The sequence below is a fragment of the Wolbachia endosymbiont of Drosophila simulans wHa genome (assembly GCF_000376605.1).
GTDB lineage: Bacteria > Pseudomonadota > Alphaproteobacteria > Rickettsiales > Anaplasmataceae > Wolbachia > Wolbachia pipientis.
Map to the genome: position 1 here is coordinate 980,918 of NC_021089.1, position 20,860 is coordinate 1,001,777.

Here is a 20,860-nt window from a genome sequence, read left to right on the forward strand (position 1 = left end):
GAGAAGGCCTAATAAGAAAAGTTGCTGTTGTTATAATTAACATGAGTTTGTCTTAGTGAAAAAGGTTTCAGTTTTAGGGTCAACAGGAAGTGTTGGAAAAAAGACTGTAGATTTGCTCTCAAAGAGAAAAGAAGAATACCAAGTGGAAGCACTAAGTGCCCATTCGAACTTTGCTCTACTGGCACACCAAGCAAAACTGCTAAATGCAAAATATGTTGCTATCTCCGATGAAAGGCTTTACAAAGATTTAAAAGAAAATCTACTTGGTACAGATGTAAAAATAGCAATTGGTGCTACAAATATTGCTACCATACCTGTTGATCTCTCAGTTGTTGCAATAGTTGGCATTGCAGGCCTTGAGCCAGTTATGGAGGTTATAGAAAGCGGTACCAAAGTCATTGCATTGGCAAACAAAGAAAGCATTGTTTGCGGTGGAAAGTTATTACTTAAAAAAGCTAAAGAAAAAAACGTACAAATAATCTCTATTGACTCTGAGCACAACGCAATTTTTCAAATTTTGCAAAATGACGACAAATGCATAGAAAAGATCATACTTACTGCTTCTGGTGGACCATTCTTAAATTATAGTTCTGAGCAATTAAGAAATGTCATAGTAGATCAGGCGCTTAGTCACCCCACTTGGAATATGGGAAAGAAAATCTCGATTGATAGCGCAACAATGATGAATAAGGCACTAGAGATAATAGAAGCACATAACTTGTTTAACATCAGCCCGGATAAAATTGAAGCAATAGTGCATCCTGAGTCAATAGTACATGGAATTGTAACTTATAAGGATGGGTTCAACTTTGCTGTGCTTGCAGAGACTGACATGGCAATTCCCATTTCATATGCTTTGTCTTGGCCGGAAAGATCAGCTTTAAATCGTAAATTAGATTTAACAAAGCAAGGAAAATTGACCTTTCAAGAACCAGACCATAAGCGTTTTCCTGCGCTAAAGCTTAGCATGGCAGTGTTAAACTCTTCTGCTCCACAAACAAACAGTATTGTGCTCAATGCTGCAAATGAAATAGCTGTTAATGAATTTTTGAAGTCACGAATCGGCTTTTTAAAAATAGTAGAAGTAGTGGAATCAACAATGGAAAGTTTTGATAGTTATACTGATATTAATTCACTATCTGATATAATAAATATTGATTGTGAAAGTCGTATTATTGCTCACAAAATTGTTGAAAGTAAAGTTGTTGCGTATAGCTAGAGTAATGTAACCAGACTGCATTCTGTGATTTTTTTTTTAGCAAAGCACGATACACAATCGTCATTCCGCTACTAGTTAGCGGAATCTATGCCGAGATACCGCGGCGGTATGACGGTTCGCGGTGGTATGACGGTTAAGTAATTCGTCATCCCGCTGCTTGTTAGCGGGATCTAGAGATACCGCGGCGGTATGACGGTTCGCGGCGGCATAGCTATAGCTATCTTCAAAAATATGGTTGAATAATTGTTAATAATAGTGTATAATTATTAATATTTTTAAGCACTTTGGCTATGGCTTTATCTAAGTTTCTCGACCCTAAGCTGGATTTAACCTTTAAAAGAATCTTTGGCACTGAAAAAAATAAGAATATTCTCATACATTTTTTGAATGATATTTTAGGGTTTACCGAGATAAATACTATACAAGAAGTGGAATTCCTCAGTACTATAATGGATCCTGAAATTGCCTCTGATAAGCAAAGTATAGTTGATGTTCTTTGCAGGGATTCTAGTGGGACCAGGTATGTGATTGAAATGCAGCTTACTCGCGATAAAGGCTTCGAAAAACGAGCTCAACTGTATGCTGCTAAGGCTTACTCAAGACAATTAGATAAATCTGGCAACTACATTGATTTAAAGAAAGTCTTCTTTATTGCTATATCAAATTGTAACTTACTTCCTGAAGAAGTTGATTATATATCCAACCACACTATAAGAGATGAGAAAACCAATGAGCATGACTTAAAAGATTTTCAATTTATATTTATTGAACTACCTAAATTTCCTAAGAATAAGGAAGAACAGCTAGAAAGCATAGTGGATCGTTGGTTATTTTTCTTCAAATATGCAGATGAAACTACGGAAGAAGACTTAAGGAAAATAGCAGAAAAAGCACCAATAATAAAGTTAGCCTACGATGAATTAGACAGGTTTAGCTGGAATGAAAAAGATTTAGTAGCTTACGAAGAAAGAATAATGGATCTACGGAAAGAAGAAGCCATTCTTGAATACAGACTTGATCTTGCTACTGAAAAAGGCAAAAAAATTGGTAAAGAGGAAGGCAAAATTGAAGGGAAAATCGAAGTCGCAAAAGCAATGCTGGCTAATAATGTTGATGTTAACACTATTGTCAAGTTTACTGGCCTTTCTATTAGTGAGATTGAAGAATTAAGTGTGAACGGTACAGAGTAATTTCAAAGTGCATTTGCAGTTGGAACGGATACATTTAATGAGAGTCCCATTTCACGGTGTTCAAATCTACTCCTTCTTGTACCATCTCCCAAAGTGGGCTCATTTCTCTCAGTCGGCCAACATTTTTAGCAACAAGATCTGCTGCATACAAAACTTCTTCTTTAGTTGTAAATCGGCCTAGGCCAAATCTAATTGATGAATGCTCAAGGTCATGGCCATTATTTAGCGACCGTACGACATAGGAAGGCTCAAGAGACGCAGACGTGCACGCAGAACCAGAACTTACTGCTAAATCCTTGATTGCCATGATGAGAGACTCACCCTCAACATAGGGAAAGCTCAAGTTTAGGTTGCCAGGAATTCTATTTTCATAATCACCATTTAAAACGATATCAGGAAACGCTTCTTTTATCTTGTTATACAAAATATCCCTTAATTCTTCCACTCTAGTTGTTTCTTTTTTCATTTCTTCTTTAGCAATACGTGCCGCTTCACCAAAACCAACTGCAAGAGGTGTTGGAACTGTTCCAGAACGCATGCCTCTTTCCTGTCCACCACCACTAATTAGTGGTATCAGCCTAACACGAGGATTCTTTCTACGGACATATAATGCACCTATTCCCATAGGCCCATAAATTTTGTGGCTAGAGAGACTCATAAGATCAATGCACATCTCATTAACATCAATTGGAACTTTTCCAAAGCTTTGAGCTGCATCTGTGTGGAAAAATATATTACGCTTCCTGCATATTTCACCAATCTCCTTTACAGGCTGAATTACTCCGATTTCATTATTTACCATCATCACTGAAACCAGGATTGTTTTATCAGTAATTGCTTCCTCAAGCTTTAATAAATCTATAATTCCGTTTTGCTTAACAGGCAAATATGTAACTTTAAAGCCTTCATTTTCCAGATGCCGACAAGAATCCAGAACACACTTATGCTCCGTGCAGACAGTTATTATATGATTTCCTTTATTTTTATAAAAGTGAGCAACGCCCTTGATTGCCGTATTATTTGACTCAGTTGCACCTGAGGTAAAGATAATTTCTTTGCTATCTGCGTTCACCAGATCAGCGATGTGTTTCCTTGCTTTTTCCACTGCTTCTTCAGCAGTCCAACCAAATGAATGGCTGCGAGAGTGTGCATTACTGAACTCACCAAAGTAAGGTATCATCACCTCTAAAACACGGGGATCTACTTTAGTAGTAGATTGATAATCAAGAAATATTGGTAATTTTATTTTAGCATCGTGTATTTTTTTACTTTCAACATTCATAAAGCTACCACGGAGACAAAATTTACAATTATTTTATAGCATTAAAACTTAATTTTTTCAAGATATAATCTTGCATCAAGTACAAAAGTGTCATCCAAGTAGCTGACACATAACTGTACGAACATTTATTTGCGAAAGCAGTGTGTTAAATGTTATAGCCAGTTTTGCCTCAAACACAAAGGCAGTGCCCAGACACTGGGATGACACCCTATTGGTGGCAATTGCTTCCAAATCATAATGTTTGTACAGCTGTGCGCCGTGCGCTGGAATCCGTTTTAGCCCTTATCTATATCTCAGTTCCACCAACAGTTATTGCGTCGACTTTGAGTGTCGGCTGACCAACTCCAACGGGCACATTTTGTCCATCTTTCGAGCATGTGCCAACACCAGGATCTAACTTTAAGTCATTACCAACCATAGATACTTTTTTCAACACTGTTTGACCGTCACCAATTAGTGTTGCTCCTTTTACTGGCTGTGTAATTTTGCCATTTTCTATTAGGTAAGCTTCCGAAGATGAAAAAACAAATTTTCCTGACGTTATATCAACCTGCCCACCACCGAAATTTACTGCATATAGACCTTTCTTTACGCTAGATATTATTTCCTTCGGTGTATACTTTCCGGGCAACATATAGGTGTTTGTCATGCGCGGCATAATAACTTCTTTATAACTTTCTCTTCTACCATTACCAGTTGGGCTTACACCCATGAGTTTAGCGTTCATATGATCCTGCATGTATCCTTTTAGGATCCCATCCTCTATCAATATATTATAACTGGGTGGAGTGCCTTCATCGTCTACGCTGATAGAGCCGCGCAAATTGGGCAGAGTTCCGTCATCAACTACTGTGATGTCACTAGCTGCTACTTGTTTACCCACAGAATTTGAAAATGCTGAGACTTTTTTGCGATTGAAGTCGCCCTCAAGTCCATGACCCACGGCTTCGTGTAACAATATTCCTGGCCAGCCTGGACCTAAAACGACTGTCATTTCTCCGGCTGGAGTTGGAATTGCTTCAAGATTTACCAGTGCTTGTTCTAACGCTTGGTTTGCAACTTCTTTCCACTTTTTCTCAGAAATAAACTTACTATAAGAGTCCCTTCCACCATGCCCTGCAGAACCTCTTTCGGTACGGCCATCTTTTTCTACAATGACTAGCACATTAAAACGTACCAGAGGCCTGATATCGCTTAATCTGTGATCACCCTTTATTATTTGTACAACTTGCCATTCTCCACTTAGAGTTATTTTTACTTGCTTCACGCAGTTATTTTTGGACCTTACATACTCATTAACCTCATTGAGTAGCTTAATCTTTGAATTCAGATCCATTTCATTTATAGGGTTAATCCTCGAATATAGGCTTTTTGTCTCTTCGTTTAAATTTATTGAATTTGTCTTGTTTAAAGACACTGAGCTTTTTACCATAGAAGCAGCATTACTAATTTCTTTTTCGCTGATCTCAGAAGAACAAACGAAAGATGTACTATCTTCACAAAAAGACCTTAAACCAAATCCCCTTCTAGTATTCAAGTCCATGTGTTTTAATATGTTATCCTCAAAAACCAGGGACTCCGACTGGCAAAATTCTAGAAACAGCTCACCACCATCGCTATTGCTCAAAGCGTTATTGACTATTTTATATACGTTATTAATATTAACATCGTTTTGAGCAAAAAATATTTGATCTAGATTTGGCATTACCTTTGAACTAAAAATTGTTTAAGTATATTATTTAACTTTAACATAGTAAACTATAAAAAGCCCGGGTGGCGGAATTGGTAGACGCGCTAGCTTCAGGTGCTAGTAACTTTTTAAGTTGTGGAAGTTCAAGTCTTCTCTCGGGCACTCTTAGCTTCCATATTGCTTATTGAATTAATTAATGTTATAATATAACATATTAGGTAATATTCATGCTATGTATAGTGAAAAAAATAAGTTAGCCTGCAGAAAGAAGGTACGAACTTACTCGAAACGCTTAGTTACTACACTATCTACTATCTCTTTCATTGGATACATAGCGGCATTGGTCTTGAATATTCCTGTCTTAAGTCTGTATTTTAGTATTGCCTGCACTATATTAAGTGTACTTTCATCTACCTTAAACATATGGTCATTAGCTGATCATTTTAGGCAGCGTGATCTTAATAAGCAGCTTGGTGTAGAAAACACTCCTGGACAAGAAAAACTAACGAAGATCTGTCTTGATATTACATCTAACGTTTTGTTTTTAATAGGAGGAATTACACCTATATTGCCCTTTGAATCTCCTATCATTCCTTTTGTTTCCACTGCCTTTTTTATTCTAGGCTGTGCCTTTATGGCAACTAATATCGTTCGGACTAGGATTAGCGAACCACAGGCAAAAAAACCTACTGATGACCACTCCCTAACTGCAAAAGCAGCTTAAGTATTAACTTATACAGGAATATTAGCTATATAATTCCACTGAAGAGAGCCATTCAAAAGAGTTCGATGTAATTAGCGTCAAAAAAGTGTAAGCAGAAATTGTGGGCTTATTGGGGTAGGAGCGCTTAGTACTCCTACTTCCACATCAATTACTTGAATAATTGCTCAAGCTATCAAAATAAAAGTTTTTATTCAGTAATTTGTGTATAAAGGGTACTATTTTACTAGTAGTGAAATAAATCAGAATGAAGTCTATTTTTTTAACGAGGCCTTTATTGGACTCGTTCAATACAAGAAATATATTGAGAAAGTATGGATACAAAGTTTTTATAGAACCAGTATTCACAATAAAGTACTTAAATCCTGATATATCTGCGTACGAATTTGACGTTGTGATATCTACAAGTAAAAACAGTGTAAAGGCTCTTAGTCAAATATGCAAAGAGGATGACTTTCCGATTATTACAGTTGGTAATTCAACCATGCAGGCTGCAAAAAATTTGGGATTTTCTGATATAATCTCAGCAGACAGCAACGTTGATGGTCTGATATCATTCATAAAAGCTCATTATTCAAACGCAATAAAGTTCTTGTATATAAGGGGACAAGAAGTATCATGTGATCTAAAAAAGAGATTATCTGAAGAAGATTTTAACATAAGAGAAGTTGTACTCTATAAAACAATTATTAAAAGGAGTCTAACTAATAGGTGTAAAAATTTGCTGTTGGATGGTAAAATTGATAGTGTTGCTTTTTTTTCCTCACAGACAGCAAGGGTATTTTGTTCATTAGTTCTAAAAAGTGGGCTATCTCATGTGATGAGCAATATAACTGCATATACCATGAGTAAAAACATTGCTGATAGTTTAAAGTTAATCAAATGGAAAAAAATTATAACATCGAGGTTGCCTACTGGGGAGAGTTTAATTGATATAATTAATAAGGATTGTTGATGCTAAAGATTGCAACTTGGAACGTAAACTCTATACGCAAAAGAGTTAACCAACTTTGTAGTTTTATAGTTGATAGTCAGGTAGATATAATTTTGCTGCAAGAGATAAAATGTACAGAAGAGCAATTTCCTTACGCAGAGATAGAAAAGTTAGGATATGAATATGCTATCTATGGACAAGTTGCAAGAAATGGCGTTTGTGTCTTATCTAAATATCCGATACTGGAGAAGTTTAAAATTGACATTGTGGAAAGTCATCAAGAAGCACGTTATATAGAGTGTGTGATAAAACACACCAATCATAAGATAAGGGTAGGAAGTGTATACGTTCCAAACGGTCAAAGCCCGGACTCTCAAGCATTTGAATATAAACTCAAGTTTTTTGATAATCTATATGAAAGGATGAGCACTTTGTTAAAGAATGAAGAGTTAACTATTATAGCTGGCGATTATAATGTTGCACCGGATGAAATTGATGTCTTTGATTCAAACTTATTGAATGGCCAAGTGTGCTTTCATATAAGAGAACGTGAGAAGTTAAGAGCGATCTTGAATCTTGGGTTTAAAGATGCGTTTAGAATATCTCACCCAAATTTGCAACAATTCACTTGGTGGCATTATCAAGGCAATTCACTCAGAAATAATCAAGGAATGCGAATAGATTATATGCTGTTATCACCACAAGCTGTAGATAAATTGGAAACATGCTACATAGATGATAGATTGCGTAAGCTAGAAAATCCGTCTGACCATACTCCTGTTGTATGTGCTATAGAATAATAGTAGACCTCTTACACAACTCACTTTTTGGCAAACTTAGGTAATCCCTGCTTGTTTGTTGCTTGTGTTTTCTTCCCTTCGTTTGTTTTCCTTTCTTGTCCAAGGTTGATCTTGCTGTTTGCTTTCTTCGTTTCCCCTGTTGTTTTCCTGGGAAATTTGCTCAGGAACAGGTTGTTGTTCACTCTTTTCTTTTCCTTGGGAAATTTGTTCAGAAACAGAGGTGCCTTTCTCAACTTCTGTAACTGGGGTTTTTAAAATATCATCAATGCCCTCGAGAATTTTTCCATTCAGTTTTGCTCTCTTTTCTGTATCATCTTTATCTTGTGAGCTAGGGTCATACAAAGTACCTTTTTTGTTATTTGAAAAAAGAACCTCCACTCCTCCTTTTATGGCAAATATTGTGCCGATAGCAGTAAGAACTACTCCGAGTGTAGTAGGACCAAAAATTAACATTGGAATAGTGGAAAGAAGGACAGGAAAAAAGATCTTGCTTAAGAACGTTGTTACCATCTCTTCATCACTGAGTGGTGGTTCATCCTCTTCTTTCTTGTCTTTACCTAAGAATGGTATTTTTTCTTTCATCCCATCCATAAAGGAGCCAGAAATATTTTTCGGGTCTATTTTGATCCCTCCAATTAGCAGCAGCAGCATTTCCAATACAAACTTTATGGATGAATCTTTAGCTTCTGTACCGCGTATATCAGCTACACAGTCATCTACTACTTCTTTTATTTTACCATTCTTGAGATTCTCCTCATTAGCTAATTTTTTCTCTCTAATTTTCTCAAATACGGAAAGTAAAAACTGAGAAAAATTCTCTTCACTGAGTGGTTTTATATCTTTTGGATTGACATTATTAAGTAGTATGTCCTTATAAGCTGATATAAAATAATCAGTTATTTCTTTGTTCTCCTTTAATTCGGCTTTACCTTCTAATACTTTTACAAAGTAATCATAGATTACCTGATGTTCCTCTTTTTCAAAAATTTTCTCATCTTTGTTAGTTACCTGATTTGAAGGTTCCAAATTCTTTGTTTGTGGAGTTAATATTTTTGTCATAACTGAGTTACTCACATTTACTATACTTCAATTGTAGCATATTTTTCATATTAATTCAAATAATCTATACTCTTAGAATCCGCCATGTTTAAGTCATAATTAAGAGCCCAGTTGTCGCCAACTTTTATTTCTACTTCAAGTGGTATAGAAATTTCTACTACACCTTCCATTATATTTTTCACAAGTTTTGCTGTTTCTTGCACCTTTTCGTCTTCTACTTCAACCAGTAGTTCATCGTGAACCTGGAGGATTATTTTACCTACTTTCAATTGATCAAAAAGCTGAATTGTCGCACGTTTTATTATATCAGCAGCGGTTCCTTGCAGTGGTGCGTTTATTGCTGCCCTTTCTGCAAATTGTCTTATATAAGGAATTGTATTGTTTATGTCTCTTACAAAGCATCTTCTGCCAAACAAAGTTTCTACATAACCATGCAATCTTGCGATAGACACTGCTTTTTCCATATAGGCCTTTATTTCTGGGTAACAGGAAAAATAGTAATTAATGTATTCAGCAGCTTCCGCAATGGTAATTCCAAGCCGCTTTGCAAGACCAAATGGGCTAATGCCATATATAATTCCAAAATTGATGGATTTTGCTTTGCGTCTTAATTGCTCATCTATTTCTTGCACTCCAAAAACTTGCCTAGCGGTGATCTCATGAATATCTTGTCCGTTTGCAAAAGCTTCTTTAAATGCTGCAACGTTTGCAACGTGTGCCAGGAGTCTCAATTCTATTTGTGAATAGTCAGCAGAAATTATCTTATGCCCTTTTGGCGCAATAAATGCTTGTCTGATAAGATTTCCCTCTTCGCTTCTGATAGGAATATTCTGTAAATTAGGATTGCTGGAGCTCAGCCTTCCAGTTGCAGTTGCAGTCGTTGAAAAGCTTGTGTGTATTCTACCATCAATGGAATCAACTTGCTTTATTAGCGCATCAGTGTAGGTGCCTTTTAATTTACTTAAATGTCGCCAATTTAAGATTTTACTTGCGATTTCTACCCCTTCTTCTTCGAGTGCCTCTAGAACTTCATAATTGGTGCTATACGATCCAGATTTTTTTGACTTTTTCTTTTTATTAAGCCCCATTTTATTAAATAAAACATCACTTAATTGTTTTGGCGACGCAATATTAAATCTTTCCCCTGCTAAGTTATATATCTCATCTTCAAGCACGGCAATTACCTGCTGAAATTTATCGGACAATTCCTGTAATTTTTGTATGTTCAGTAATATCCCATTTTTCTCCATATCAAATATTACTTTCATAAGTGGCTTATCGAAGCGCTCGTAAATTGTGAACAATTTTTCCTGAAACAACCTTTGCTTTAGCTTTTCGCGAATTGCTATTAAAGTTTTTGCCGAGAAAATTTCTACATCTCCACTCAAATTATGTGCAACTATGTTTGGAATACTGTGATCATGCTTTCCTGTATCCAAGCTATACGACATTATCATCAAATCATCAACTGAATCTAACATCTTCTCTATTGCAGGGAAGATTTTCCTGATCTCTTTAATGTTATGTATTATTTTAAGCACTCCATTTGAGAGTAAAGTTGAGTTAATTGTAATAAGTGCATCTTGTATGCTGTCTTGCTCTATATAAAAAATATTACTTTCGCTATAAGATAAGGAAATTTTATTTAATAAGTTGTCTTCAAAGTGGCAATGAATTGCAATTCTGCCTTCATATCTACAATGCTCCAAAAATTTCTCTAACTCTTCACTACTATATTCTATTTTCTCTTTTGTGCTAGACCCATTATAGGAAAAAAGCTTTTCCATTTTACCTATTAAAGAATTGAATTCATACTTCTTTAAAAAGGATAATAGTTTTTCCATATTTGGAGAATGGACTTCATATTTTGCAATATCATGTTGAAGGTCTACTTTTTCGCATAGTGATAAAAGTTCTCTTGAAATTAGAGCTTTTTCCTTATGTTCGGTGAGAATATTACGAATCCTCGTTTGCTCGATATTATCAATGTTCTCTATAATATTATTCAATGAATCAAATTCATCTAGTAATTTAGCTGCAGTCTTCGGACCTATTCCCGGAACGCCTGGAATGTTGTCAGATGCATCACCAGTTAGAGAAAATAAATCAAGAAGCTTGTGTGAGTTTACACCAAATTTTTCTATTACTTGTTTTTCATCTATATATATATTTTTAATGGGGTCGAATATTAAAATATTGTGGTTCAAGAGTTGAAATAAATCTTTATCTGATGAAACGACTACCACTTTAAAGTCTTGGTGGTTGGCGTATTTTGCAGCTAGTGTTGCGATTATATCATCTGCTTCATAACCTTCAATCTCTTCATAGCTGAGGTTAAAAGCTTCTACCGCTTCTCTCAGTATGGTAAACTGTGGAGTTAGATCCTCAGGAGGCGTTACTCTGTTCGCTTTGTACTCAGGATATAAATCGTGCCTAAAATTCTTTTTTCCTGCATCAAGTGCTATAGTTAAATAGTCCGAATGGGCAATGTACTTAAGAACCATATTCAGAAAGCCATATACACCACCTATTGGCATTCCTGTTGTGGTAATTAAGTGAGGTAGTACATAGTAAGCTCTGAAAAGAAAACCATAGCCATCGATGATTGTGAAAGTTTTTTCTTTCATTGTAGATATTTATGCGTGCTTTTGATGGTCCACTATTTAGCTGAGAAAATCAAGTTTTTGTTTTTCTGCTTTTGAGCGTTGTAAGAGATTTTACCGAAAATAGCATTCATGATGGGAATGTACACATATGACCTTACCCAGAAAAAGTGGAGAGAAAGTTTGGAATGTTTTTTACAAAAAGAATGATGCATCAAATTGTTCTGAAATGCAATAGTTAATAGTGACGTTGTTTGTTATAAAAAATTTCTATGTATTCAAATATTGCAGTTCTAGTTTGTTGAGCAGAGTGTTGTGAAGTATCAATAAGTATTTCTCTTTTCAATGAGCTAAAGAAGCTTTCCACAACAGAATTGTTGTAACAACAACCTTTATGACTCATCTATGTTTTTTATGGATAAGAGATATTGATAACCTTGCGAAGTATATTGTGAACCTTGATCACTATGTAATAGTAGATTTTTGGCAGGTTTACGCTTGTTAACGTCCATTAATAAAGAGTCCATAACCAATTGTTTATTTATTGAACTGCTCATTAACTACCATGCGTGAATATAGATCGATTATTGTTGCCAAATATAGCCATCCTTCTTTGGTTTTTATATAAGTAATCCCATACTTTATTTGGTTGATCGACAATAAAGTTTTGGTCTAATATATTGGGAGCTACTGTCCGTTTGTTGTTTCTTAATTTTAAATTTTCTTCTCAATATAGCCTGAATACCATTTTTCTGCATAATACTTTGCACTGTTTTTAAGTTGCAACTTTTACCCAAAGCCTTTAATTCAGCATGAATTTTAGGAGCTCCATATCTACATTTAGAAGCTTGATATATTTTTTGAATATCTGCTAATAACTCTTTATTTGCTGATTCTCTACTGCTTATTTTCCTTGTAGTCCACTTATAGTAGCCACTAGCAGAAAACCCTACATAATTCCTGCACTTTATAGTGTTTACTATGCTCTTTTATGAAAAAATATTTTACTCTTTTTGACTGGCCAGGGCTTTTTTTAAAATGTCTCTTTCTCTTGTTACTTTTGCTAACTCTTTCTGTAAATCAAATCTCTCTTTGTCATAAGGTGCTACACCTGGAAATGCATTTGCCGCTGACTTTTTTTCGTTATATTTCTTCATCCATTTTCCTAATACACTATCCCTTATTCCTAGATCTCTTGCTACTTTTGCAACTGGTTGACCTACCTTTCTTTGTTCATTTGCCAGCTTAACAGCTTCCAATTTGAATTCTGCCGTATATTCTCTTGCCATTTCTAATCCTCCAAAATTTTATTTTACCCGAAAAAACTCCTTTCTTTCTCTCCACTTTTTCTGGGTAAGGTCACTATTTGTTAAGTAATTTACACTTCAGAGTTTATCTGCTTTAAAGTTTACTCTATTCTGTTTCAGCATTTGTCATAAATCCTTAATTATTTCTGACTTTTTAGTTCAGTTTTTAACCATTCTTTCCTTAACTTAATGGCAGTGACAATAAGCCTATCTATCATTCTGATGTGATTTCAGTTTTGTTTACGTGCAAACTCTCTAATCCCACCTTGTAGTTAGGATAAATTAGAGAGACATTAAGATCTTTTTTAATTTTAACATTACTTACTCTCTTTGATCCTAAATAAAAACTCTGTGCATAATCTGGTAACTCAATTGGTTCTGGAGGGCTAACATTGAGAAGTTTGGTTGCATATATTACCACTTCAGATTGTGTAGTGGGTAAATCGTCTGCACAATTGTATATTTCACCAGGTTTTATGTTTTGCATGGAAGAAAATAAAATATTTGATATATCTTCAACGTGAATACGAGAAAAAAAATGCCCTTCTTTTTTCACATTTCTTGCTTTGCCAAGCTGCAAGTCAATTAACACGTTCCTACTAGGGCCGTATATTCCAGCTAAACGAAAAATATGTACAGGCAATCTGCTATTCAGCCACTTCCTTTCAGATTTAAGGCGCTTTTCTCCTCTGATTTCTATAGGTTTTGTTTCAGATTCCTCATTCACCCAATTACCAGAGTGATCACCATAGACGCTAGTTGCAGACAAATAACCAAGCCATTTTACATTTTGCAGGCAATCACCGTATCTCTCCACAACATCATCGCCATCTGGAGGAATAGAAATTAAAACGTGCGTTGCGCTTTTAAGCAGATCTTGACTAACTTTCTCATAATTAAAGAGGATTACATCTTGTATATTTTTACTTCTTGATGTGCCACTAACTTTCCAACCTAAGTTCAGTAGTTTTTTCGATAAAAATTTAGCTACATATCCATAACCAAAGCAAAACAAGTGCATGAAAATTAATTTTTAAAATTCTTCTTGATAAATTCTACTCCTAATTTTATTCCCTCTTCATTAATAATATGCCCTAATGCATGAATTGGGTGTCCTTCAACATTTACTCCATTTTCTTTCAGAGCTTTAACCGCTAAGTCGAGGGACGAAAAAGGTACCACGTCGTCAGCATCACCATGGATAACACATATGTTAGGTTTTGACTTGATCTCTGGTGCAGTTTTTGAAGGTGAAAGAAATCTACCAGAGTATGCAACAACTGATGCACAGGATTGAGAGCGGGTGAGAGCTGTATGTATTGCAAGCATTGCTCCTTGAGAAAATCCAACTAAAGAAAGTTGCGTATCTTTTAAATTAAGCTCCTTTAATTTTGTATCAATGAAATGATTTACAATTGATGTAGCATTTTTTACTCCATTATATAGCGCTTCCTCACTACGATCTTCCAAGCTGAACCACTGATAACCATCACCTATTTCTCTTTCAAACGGAGCATTGGGTACTGCAAAATATGAACCCAGTAAAAACTTGCTCATAACTTTAGCAAGGTGAATGAAATTATCGCCACTTGAGCCCCAACCATGTAAAAAAATAATCAAATTTTTCTTATTTCCGCCTGCACAAATTTCTGGGCCTTTAAGTTCAATCATTTCTTTTCCTTTTGCGTTTATATTTTTATTTAACACTAATTTTCAAATTTGTAAAACCAATGTGCAATTACGTTCCCGATACTACAGATAAAGTAACTTAGGTTCATCGACGATTTGAAAAACCGTCATTCCGCTACTCGTTAGCGGCTGAGATACCGCGAATGAATCGCGGTATGACGTAGGGAAAACCTTAGCTATAAACCTCAGAAATAAGAAAACAAACTAGAAAAAATACCTCACTATAACTGCAGCCTTAAGCAACGTACCTTATTTATTTACGAAAACTGGTATAAATGCTATGCAAGTAGCTACACTACTTGCATGGCATCAATAATTGACCTCGACTTACCGTCCAACTAGAAAGTTGTATATAGAATGACAGAAATCCAGATGTTATTTATTTACTTTCGATCTTTTCTATCAATTTTTTAACTAAGCCTCTTAGCTTTTTACTGGATTCATCAAGCTCTTGAATCTGCGAGCTATGCTCTTTCATTAGTTCCTTATAGTTACCTCTTATGTAGTCAATCATTTCCTTCATCTGAGCAATCATCTTGTTAACATCCATACTGCCCAAATCAGGTATCATGCCAGGCATAGCCCCTTCTAACATACCGCCAGCCATAAGCTGCTGAGACATTTGCATAAATGGTTTTAAAGTCTGATTAAGCAATTCAGGATCCTTGGCTAATTTTTCTATTTGCTCTTTGCAAGTACCCATATACTGCTTCATAAATTCATCTTCTTGCCCTTTGTCTATCATAATTATAACCTACCTAAAAATACGTGTTCTTTATTATATATTATTTTAAAATTAAAAACAATACAAAATACCTGTCACAATTGCATTAATACTTTTTAAATAATAAAAAATGCTCCTTTGCTTATAAAGGGTCACATACCTTCTTTAACCATTCCTTATCTTTTACGCTATTTTCTAAGTTTTTATAGACAAATTGATGGTAGCCATTTATCCATTCAATTTCATCCTTAGTAAGCATTTGCACATTTATTAGTCTTCTATCATATGGAATAGAGGTCAGTTGTTTAAAGTTTAAGAAGCCATTCTCTTGCCTGTCAACATATATCAGATTTTCAATTCTTATTCCATACTCTCCCGGAATGTAATAGCCAGGTTCGTTGGAAAGTATCATCCCTGGCGTGAGTTTCACTTTATTACTTTTTGATATTGCTTGTGGTCCTTCGTGTACTGATAGGTAACTTCCTACTCCATGCCCTGTACCATGCATATAGTCCATTCCAAATTTCCATAAATGCGTACGTGCCAATATATCCAATTCTCCACCAGTAGTGCCGGGGGGAAAGATGACACTTGCTATAGCAATGTGAGCTTTCAACACTATTGTATAGTGGATTATTTGCTCATTGGTCGGATTACCAACTACTACAGTTCTTGTCACATCAGTTGTGCCACTAAGGTATTGGCCACCAGAGTCAATCAAATATAGTCCATTTTTCTGAATTACCTTATTCGTCTTACTGCTTGCACGATAGTGAATTATTGCACCATTTTCATTAAATGCGGAAATTGTTGGAAAGCTCAATTGTTTAAACAAATTCTGCTCTTTTCTGTATTCTAAAATCTTTTCTTCAGCTTCAAGTTCTGTACCAACATTATTTTCAAGCCAAGATAGAAAATTTGTAACTGCCACTCCATCTCTGATATGCGCATTTATAGCCCCAGCTATTTCAGTTTGGTTTTTTGCTGCTTTATAAATTAGACAAGGATCTTCTCTCTCAGCTACCTGTTTATCTTTTATTACAGCCATGATACTCATTGGAGTTGTGCTTGGATCCATGACTATTGAATTTAGCTTGTGCAGCGAATTTTCTAGCTCACTAATATCAAAAATATTTATATGATTGCCTAAATTTGCTTCTATAGTTGAATGTTCTTTATCTTGAATAAACAAATTAACATTACCGCTTTTATACAATATAGCACGGCCCAATATACATGGAGTATATTTAGCATTTTCATTTCTTAAATTTAATAACCATGAAATTGAATTTGGATCAGTTAAAAGCACTGCTTCAGCTTCTTTATCTATGCTTTTGGCAACTTTTTCACATTTGTCCTTACTACTTTCACCAGCATGTTCAATAGAATGTAAAACCACTGCTTGTTTTCGATAGTCACTTTTTTTTCCAGCTAAACAGGGTATTAATTTACAGATATTCTCATACTTTCTTATATCTTCTATGGTAAAATATTGCAAATAATAACCTAGTGAGGCAGTCGATGTTAAGTTTGCTTTTATCCATTCGCGTGGATCCTCTTCTTGTATATTATATACTTGAAAATTGCCCTGATCGAGCTGATTGTGAGCTTGTGTGATATAGCGTCCATCCGTAAAAAATGGGCACTTGTTGTTTTTTGTAACAATGAGCAGCCCATTTGTTCCTGTGAAGCCACACAGCTTTGTTAGCTCCTCTGAATACTCATTTAAATATTCATCTTTGGTGTGCAACATAAACGCCTCAGCATTTATTGCACGCATAAAAGAACGAAATTCTTCGATTTTTGACATAGAACACCTCACACAAAATTAGCAGCCACTTTCGTTTTCCTGTTTCTCAAATACACTAATATGCTCACTATCGCTGCAGGAGTGATGCCTTGTATTTGCTTTGCAATGCCAATCGTCGCTGGTTTTATCGTCTGCAACTTTTCTATTACTTCACTTGACAGGCCTTTAACTTGTGAATAGTTAAAATCAATTGGAATTTGAGTGTTAATTTCCTCTCGTAAAAACTTCATATCCGCTTCTTGTCTTATTAGATAAGGTTTGTATTTTGCTTCAATTTCAACCGCTTCGCATATTTCATTCTTAGTTATGCTACCCATTGCGGTGCCATCCCAGCGCGTGATGCTGCTTAACTCCGGCCATATTTCTTGTAATTTATTCCAGTCGATGTTTGGATAGCTAAGTAAATCTAGTGCCGTTTTTCTTATCCCATCATAAGATATTTTGATACCATAAGACCTAAGCTGCTCAGGAGTAATCGTCAGACTCCCTAACTTCTCTTCAAGCTGCTTAATGGATTCAAGTTTATTCTGTAAAACAGAGTATCTCTCATGCGAAACAAGGGAAATATCATAACCTTTTTGTGTTAATCTTCTATCTGCATTGTCTGACCTGATAGCTAGCCTATATTCTGCACGTGAGGTAAATAATCTATAAGGTTCGATCACCCCTTTGGTGACTAGATCATCTATCATTACGCCGATATATGAGTCTGTGCGATGAAGAACAAAGCTTTCTTTTTTTTCAGATGCAGAGAGTGCTGCATTAATTCCGGCAATAATTCCTTGCCCTGCTGCTTCTTCATATCCAGTAGTGCCATTAATTTGGCCAGCAAAATATAGGCCTTTAATTTTCTTAGTTTCAAGAGTATGGCTTAGTTCTCGTGGATCAATATAGTCATACTCAACTGCATATCCAGGTCTTAGTATTTCTGCATTTTCAAGTCCCTTGATACTCTTTATCATTTCACACTGCACTTCAATAGGCAATGAATTTGAAATTCCGTTCGGGTATATAGTATCATCATTCAGGCCTTCTGGCTCTAGAAATATTTGATGACTACTTTTTTCTGCAAATTTTTTAACTTTAACTTCAATTGATGGGCAGTATCTTGGTGCAACAACGTCATCTAAATATGAAGAAGCTGACCTGTGGAGATTTTCTCTGATTATTTTATGCGTGTTTTCATTAGTATGGGTAATAAAGCATGATACCTGAGGTTGGTTAATTTTTTCTGTTAAGTAAGAAAACGGCACAGGTGGGTTATCACCCACTTGTTCTTGCAATATTGACCAGTTTATAGTGCCACGATCGAGCCTTGGTGGAGTTCCGGTACGCAGTCTACCTAATTTGAAATTATATTTCTTCAACGTATTTGCAAGTTCTACGGCAGACTTATCTCCCATTCTCCCTGAAGGAGTTGCTTGCTCTCCTATATGAATCACACCTTGCAGGAAAGTCCCTGTAGTTAAAACGACTTTGCTTGTCAGTATATGCTCCCCTGAGCTTGTTATTACAGCTTTAATGCACAATTCTCCATTGTTATTACTCTCTATAAGAAAATCGTCAACCGACTCTTCTTTTACCGTCAAATTATTATAATTTAGAATAATTTTCTGTATTGCTTGCTTGTATAATTTTCGGTCTGCCTGTACACGCGGGCCCCATACTGCTGCACCTCTGCTGCTATTTAAAATGACTGAGTGTATACTTGCTTGATCGATTGCTCTTCCCATTATTCCATCAAGAGCGTCAACTTCCCTGACTACAACACCCTTTGCAACTCCTCCGATTGCTGGATTGCAGGACATTTCCCCTATAGTTGAAATTTTATGAGTTATAAGCAGCGTGTTTGCACCAAGGCGAGCTGCAGCAGCAGCAGCTTCGCACCCTGCATGACCACCACCTACTACTACTACATCATATTTATGCATGCCTTCTTGAGTAATTCTTACTCTACTAATATTCTAACTATTAGCGGTTAATGTCAAATTTTACAGTAATTAACTATTTCAATCATCAGTGGCCAATGTATAGCTAACTCACGTCATACCGTCACGGTATCTCTAGATCCCGCTAACAAGCAGCGGGATGACGGTTTTTCAAATTATCGGGTTTTAGTGGGGCGAGCGACCAGGATCGAACTGGCGACATTCAGTACCACAAACTGACGCTCTACCAACTGAGCTACGCCCGCCAAGATATAAAATTTCTAACATAAGAGCGCAAATAGTCAATTGATTATTTAACTCTCTTTTTGCAGAGGGTTTTAAGTTTAGCCAATAAATATTTTCATTGATACTTTTACCATTATAGTTAATCGTATTGACACTAATGAAGTAGTGGTATGTTTAAAAGTATTTTCACATTTAGTTTTTTTACGGCTATTTCAAGGATCTCAGGGTTAATAAGGGATGTATTAATTGCTACGGTTATTGGTGCGAACTCTCTTGCAGACATATTTTTTTCTTCGTTTCGCTTTGCCAATCTATTTCGAGCATTTTTTGCAGAAGGAGCGTTCACTACCTCATTCATACCGTTATATTCGACAGAATCATATGATAATAAAAAGGCATTTAATTTTGCAAGTAGTGTAATATCCATTACGTTTATTATCTTAGTAATTTTTTGCCTTATTATGCAAACTTTCTCCCCTTATATGATTCAAATTTTTGCTCCTGGATTTGACCAAAGTAAGTTTACCCTTACTGTTACTTTATCAAGAATTATGATGCCCTACATAATCTTTGTTTCAATTGCATCACTTATTGGTGGAATGCTGCAAGTAAAGCAGCATTTTGCTTCAACAGCTATTGCACCAATTGTTTTGAATCTCTGTTTAATCATCAGTTTATTTGTGCCTTACGTAAAAACTCCAGCGCACAACCTTTCTATAGCTGTGCTGATAGGAGGAGTTTTTCAATTGTTGCTGATGCTATTTAGTGCATACAAGTTAAAGGCAGCTTTTTCTTTTAGCCTTGAATTAAGCAATGAAGTAAGGTTGTTTTTTAAGCGTGTGGTACCTGCAATTATCAACAATTGTGTAACTCAAATAAGCTTATGGATTGATACAATCATGGCGAGTTTTATACCAAATGCGGTGTCCTATATATATTATGCCGATAGACTAAATCAACTACCGCAGGGAATAATCGGTACTGCAATTGGTACAGTGCTTCTTCCTTTAATTTCAAAACAGGTGGATAATACTGAAAATATAGTCAAAATACAGAACAAGGCTCTCAACATAGGATTAATGTTAATTATGCCAACAACTGCTGCCTTTATCATTATTCCCGACATAATTTTACTTACGCTTTTTTCTTACGGCCGGTTTGATCATTATGCAGTGCAGCAAACTGTTCCCACTTTAATAGCATTTTCTCTTTCTTTACCTGCATTTATTATAAATAAAGTATTGCTACCTACATTTTTTGCTAAAGGCAATCTGAAAATACCAACCATATTTTCGCTAATGTGTCTTGGAATTAATGTAGTGCTAAACCTTTTGTTAATGAACGAGTATCAGCATACGGGGATTGCTATTGCTACTTCCGTTTCCACTTGGATAAACTCTATTCTATTAATTAGTTATTTAACAATAAATAAAATGTATAAGGTTAGCCAAGCGTTATTGTTAAATGTCATGAAAATTTTTGTAGCAACGGCAGTCATGTCAATAGCCCTTTATATTTTTAATTCTTTGTTGGCAGGATTATTTTTTGATAAAATGTTGGCTCGTATTGTTTATTTAACGACTTTAATAGCTTTGAGTGTTATTGTTTATTTTGGTATTCTCTATTTAATATTTAAGGGAAACTTTAAGCATGTGTAA

15 protein-coding genes, 2 tRNA genes and 1 pseudogene are annotated in these 20,860 nt (G+C 35.5%); 7 read left to right on the top strand and 11 right to left on the bottom strand.

The window, feature by feature from the left end:
- The first annotated feature begins 55 nt into the window (after positions 1–55).
- Both dxr and WHA_RS04470 read left to right on the top strand, forming a co-directional pair.
- Positions 56–1,219 carry a 1-deoxy-D-xylulose-5-phosphate reductoisomerase gene (gene dxr / locus WHA_RS04465; protein ID WP_015589315.1) on the top strand — a complete coding sequence of 388 codons (1,164 nt, stop codon included), beginning with the start codon at positions 56–58 and terminating at the stop codon, positions 1,217–1,219.
- 290 nt (positions 1,220–1,509) lie between these two features.
- Positions 1,510–2,409: an Rpn family recombination-promoting nuclease/putative transposase gene (locus WHA_RS04470; protein WP_015589316.1), complete on the top strand. Its 900-nt coding sequence runs from the start codon at positions 1,510–1,512 to the stop codon at positions 2,407–2,409.
- 34 nt (positions 2,410–2,443) lie between these two features.
- Here the strand turns inward: WHA_RS04470 and WHA_RS04475 are convergent, their stop codons facing one another.
- Together WHA_RS04475 and tldD are read right to left on the bottom strand one after the other, a co-directional pair.
- Entirely contained in the window at positions 2,444–3,691 is a 1,248-nt protein-coding gene (locus tag WHA_RS04475; RefSeq protein ID WP_015589317.1) for an IscS subfamily cysteine desulfurase, read from the bottom strand.
- 286 nt (positions 3,692–3,977) lie between these two features.
- A complete protein-coding gene (gene tldD, locus WHA_RS04480) occupies positions 3,978–5,396 on the bottom strand; it encodes a metalloprotease TldD (protein WP_015589318.1) in 1,419 nt (472 codons plus the stop codon).
- Between the two features lie 62 nt (positions 5,397–5,458).
- On the opposite strand from tldD, the gene WHA_RS04485 reads away from it, so the two are divergent.
- From WHA_RS04485 to WHA_RS04500, 4 genes are all read left to right on the top strand, one after another.
- Positions 5,459–5,543: transfer RNA gene (locus WHA_RS04485), tRNA-Leu, on the top strand.
- 70 nt (positions 5,544–5,613) lie between these two features.
- On the top strand, positions 5,614–6,105 hold the full coding sequence (locus WHA_RS04490; RefSeq protein ID WP_015589319.1) for a hypothetical protein: 492 nt from the start codon (positions 5,614–5,616) through the stop codon (positions 6,103–6,105).
- A 244-nt stretch (positions 6,106–6,349) separates the two neighbouring features.
- Positions 6,350–7,057 (top strand): uroporphyrinogen-III synthase, encoded by a 708-nt coding sequence (locus WHA_RS04495; protein ID WP_015589320.1) that lies wholly within the window; start codon positions 6,350–6,352, stop codon positions 7,055–7,057.
- Positions 7,057–7,836: an exodeoxyribonuclease III gene (locus WHA_RS04500; RefSeq protein ID WP_015589321.1), complete on the top strand. Its 780-nt coding sequence runs from the start codon at positions 7,057–7,059 to the stop codon at positions 7,834–7,836. The genes WHA_RS04495 and WHA_RS04500 overlap by 1 nt, the downstream gene beginning before the upstream one ends.
- A gap of 36 nt (positions 7,837–7,872) precedes the next feature.
- Here the strand turns inward: WHA_RS04500 and WHA_RS04505 are convergent, their stop codons facing one another.
- The 9 genes and pseudogenes from WHA_RS04505 to WHA_RS04550 all read right to left on the bottom strand — a co-directional run bounded on the left by WHA_RS04505 (position 7,873) and on the right by WHA_RS04550 (position 19,222).
- Positions 7,873–8,895 carry a hypothetical protein gene (locus WHA_RS04505; RefSeq protein ID WP_015589322.1) on the bottom strand — a complete coding sequence of 341 codons (1,023 nt, stop codon included), beginning with the start codon at positions 8,893–8,895 and terminating at the stop codon, positions 7,873–7,875.
- Positions 8,896–8,945: 50 nt separating this feature from the next.
- The gene (gene polA, locus WHA_RS04510) at positions 8,946–11,522 is read right to left on the bottom strand and encodes a DNA polymerase I (RefSeq protein WP_015589323.1); all 2,577 of its coding nucleotides are present in this window, start codon (positions 11,520–11,522) and stop codon (positions 8,946–8,948) included.
- 171 nt (positions 11,523–11,693) lie between these two features.
- Positions 11,694–12,787: pseudogene (locus WHA_RS07565) on the bottom strand (IS3 family transposase).
- Between the two features lie 232 nt (positions 12,788–13,019).
- A complete protein-coding gene (locus WHA_RS04525) occupies positions 13,020–13,826 on the bottom strand; it encodes an SDR family oxidoreductase (protein ID WP_015589324.1) in 807 nt (268 codons plus the stop codon).
- A gap of 5 nt (positions 13,827–13,831) precedes the next feature.
- Positions 13,832–14,476, bottom strand: coding sequence for an alpha/beta hydrolase (locus tag WHA_RS04530; protein WP_015589325.1), 645 nt, complete (start codon positions 14,474–14,476; stop codon positions 13,832–13,834).
- A 397-nt stretch (positions 14,477–14,873) separates the two neighbouring features.
- A complete protein-coding gene (locus WHA_RS04535) occupies positions 14,874–15,239 on the bottom strand; it encodes a hypothetical protein (RefSeq protein WP_015589326.1) in 366 nt (121 codons plus the stop codon).
- Positions 15,240–15,360: 121 nt separating this feature from the next.
- On the bottom strand, positions 15,361–17,028 hold the full coding sequence (locus WHA_RS04540) for an aminopeptidase P family protein (protein ID WP_015589327.1): 1,668 nt from the start codon (positions 17,026–17,028) through the stop codon (positions 15,361–15,363).
- An 8-nt stretch (positions 17,029–17,036) separates the two neighbouring features.
- Positions 17,037–18,959, bottom strand: a complete 1,923-nt coding sequence (mnmG, locus tag WHA_RS04545) for a tRNA uridine-5-carboxymethylaminomethyl(34) synthesis enzyme MnmG (RefSeq protein WP_015589328.1) — start codon at positions 18,957–18,959, stop codon at positions 17,037–17,039.
- 187 nt (positions 18,960–19,146) lie between these two features.
- A tRNA-His gene (locus WHA_RS04550) sits at positions 19,147–19,222 on the bottom strand.
- 150 nt (positions 19,223–19,372) lie between these two features.
- Here WHA_RS04550 and murJ point away from each other — a divergent pair.
- On the top strand, positions 19,373–20,860 hold the full coding sequence (gene murJ / locus WHA_RS04555; protein ID WP_015589329.1) for a murein biosynthesis integral membrane protein MurJ: 1,488 nt from the start codon (positions 19,373–19,375) through the stop codon (positions 20,858–20,860).

What these genes read in the sequence shown, in the direction of transcription:
- WHA_RS04470 (WP_015589316.1), top strand. Translation starts at nt 1,510, where the DNA reads ATGGCTTTATCTAAGTTTCTCGACCCTAAGCTGGATTTAACCTTTAAA.
- WHA_RS04475 (WP_015589317.1), bottom strand. Translation starts at nt 3,691, where the DNA reads ATGAATGTTGAAAGTAAAAAAATACACGATGCTAAAATAAAATTACCA.
- tldD (WP_015589318.1), bottom strand. Translation starts at nt 5,396, where the DNA reads ATGCCAAATCTAGATCAAATATTTTTTGCTCAAAACGATGTTAATATT.
- WHA_RS04490 (WP_015589319.1), top strand. Translation starts at nt 5,614, where the DNA reads ATGTATAGTGAAAAAAATAAGTTAGCCTGCAGAAAGAAGGTACGAACT.
- WHA_RS04495 (WP_015589320.1), top strand. Translation starts at nt 6,350, where the DNA reads ATGAAGTCTATTTTTTTAACGAGGCCTTTATTGGACTCGTTCAATACA.
- WHA_RS04500 (WP_015589321.1), top strand. Translation starts at nt 7,057, where the DNA reads ATGCTAAAGATTGCAACTTGGAACGTAAACTCTATACGCAAAAGAGTT.
- WHA_RS04505 (WP_015589322.1), bottom strand. Translation starts at nt 8,895, where the DNA reads ATGACAAAAATATTAACTCCACAAACAAAGAATTTGGAACCTTCAAAT.
- polA (WP_015589323.1), bottom strand. Translation starts at nt 11,522, where the DNA reads ATGAAAGAAAAAACTTTCACAATCATCGATGGCTATGGTTTTCTTTTC.
- WHA_RS04525 (WP_015589324.1), bottom strand. Translation starts at nt 13,826, where the DNA reads ATGCACTTGTTTTGCTTTGGTTATGGATATGTAGCTAAATTTTTATCG.
- WHA_RS04530 (WP_015589325.1), bottom strand. Translation starts at nt 14,476, where the DNA reads ATGATTGAACTTAAAGGCCCAGAAATTTGTGCAGGCGGAAATAAGAAA.
- WHA_RS04535 (WP_015589326.1), bottom strand. Translation starts at nt 15,239, where the DNA reads ATGATAGACAAAGGGCAAGAAGATGAATTTATGAAGCAGTATATGGGT.
- WHA_RS04540 (WP_015589327.1), bottom strand. Translation starts at nt 17,028, where the DNA reads ATGTCAAAAATCGAAGAATTTCGTTCTTTTATGCGTGCAATAAATGCT.
- mnmG (WP_015589328.1), bottom strand. Translation starts at nt 18,959, where the DNA reads ATGCATAAATATGATGTAGTAGTAGTAGGTGGTGGTCATGCAGGGTGC.
- murJ (WP_015589329.1), top strand. Translation starts at nt 19,373, where the DNA reads ATGTTTAAAAGTATTTTCACATTTAGTTTTTTTACGGCTATTTCAAGG.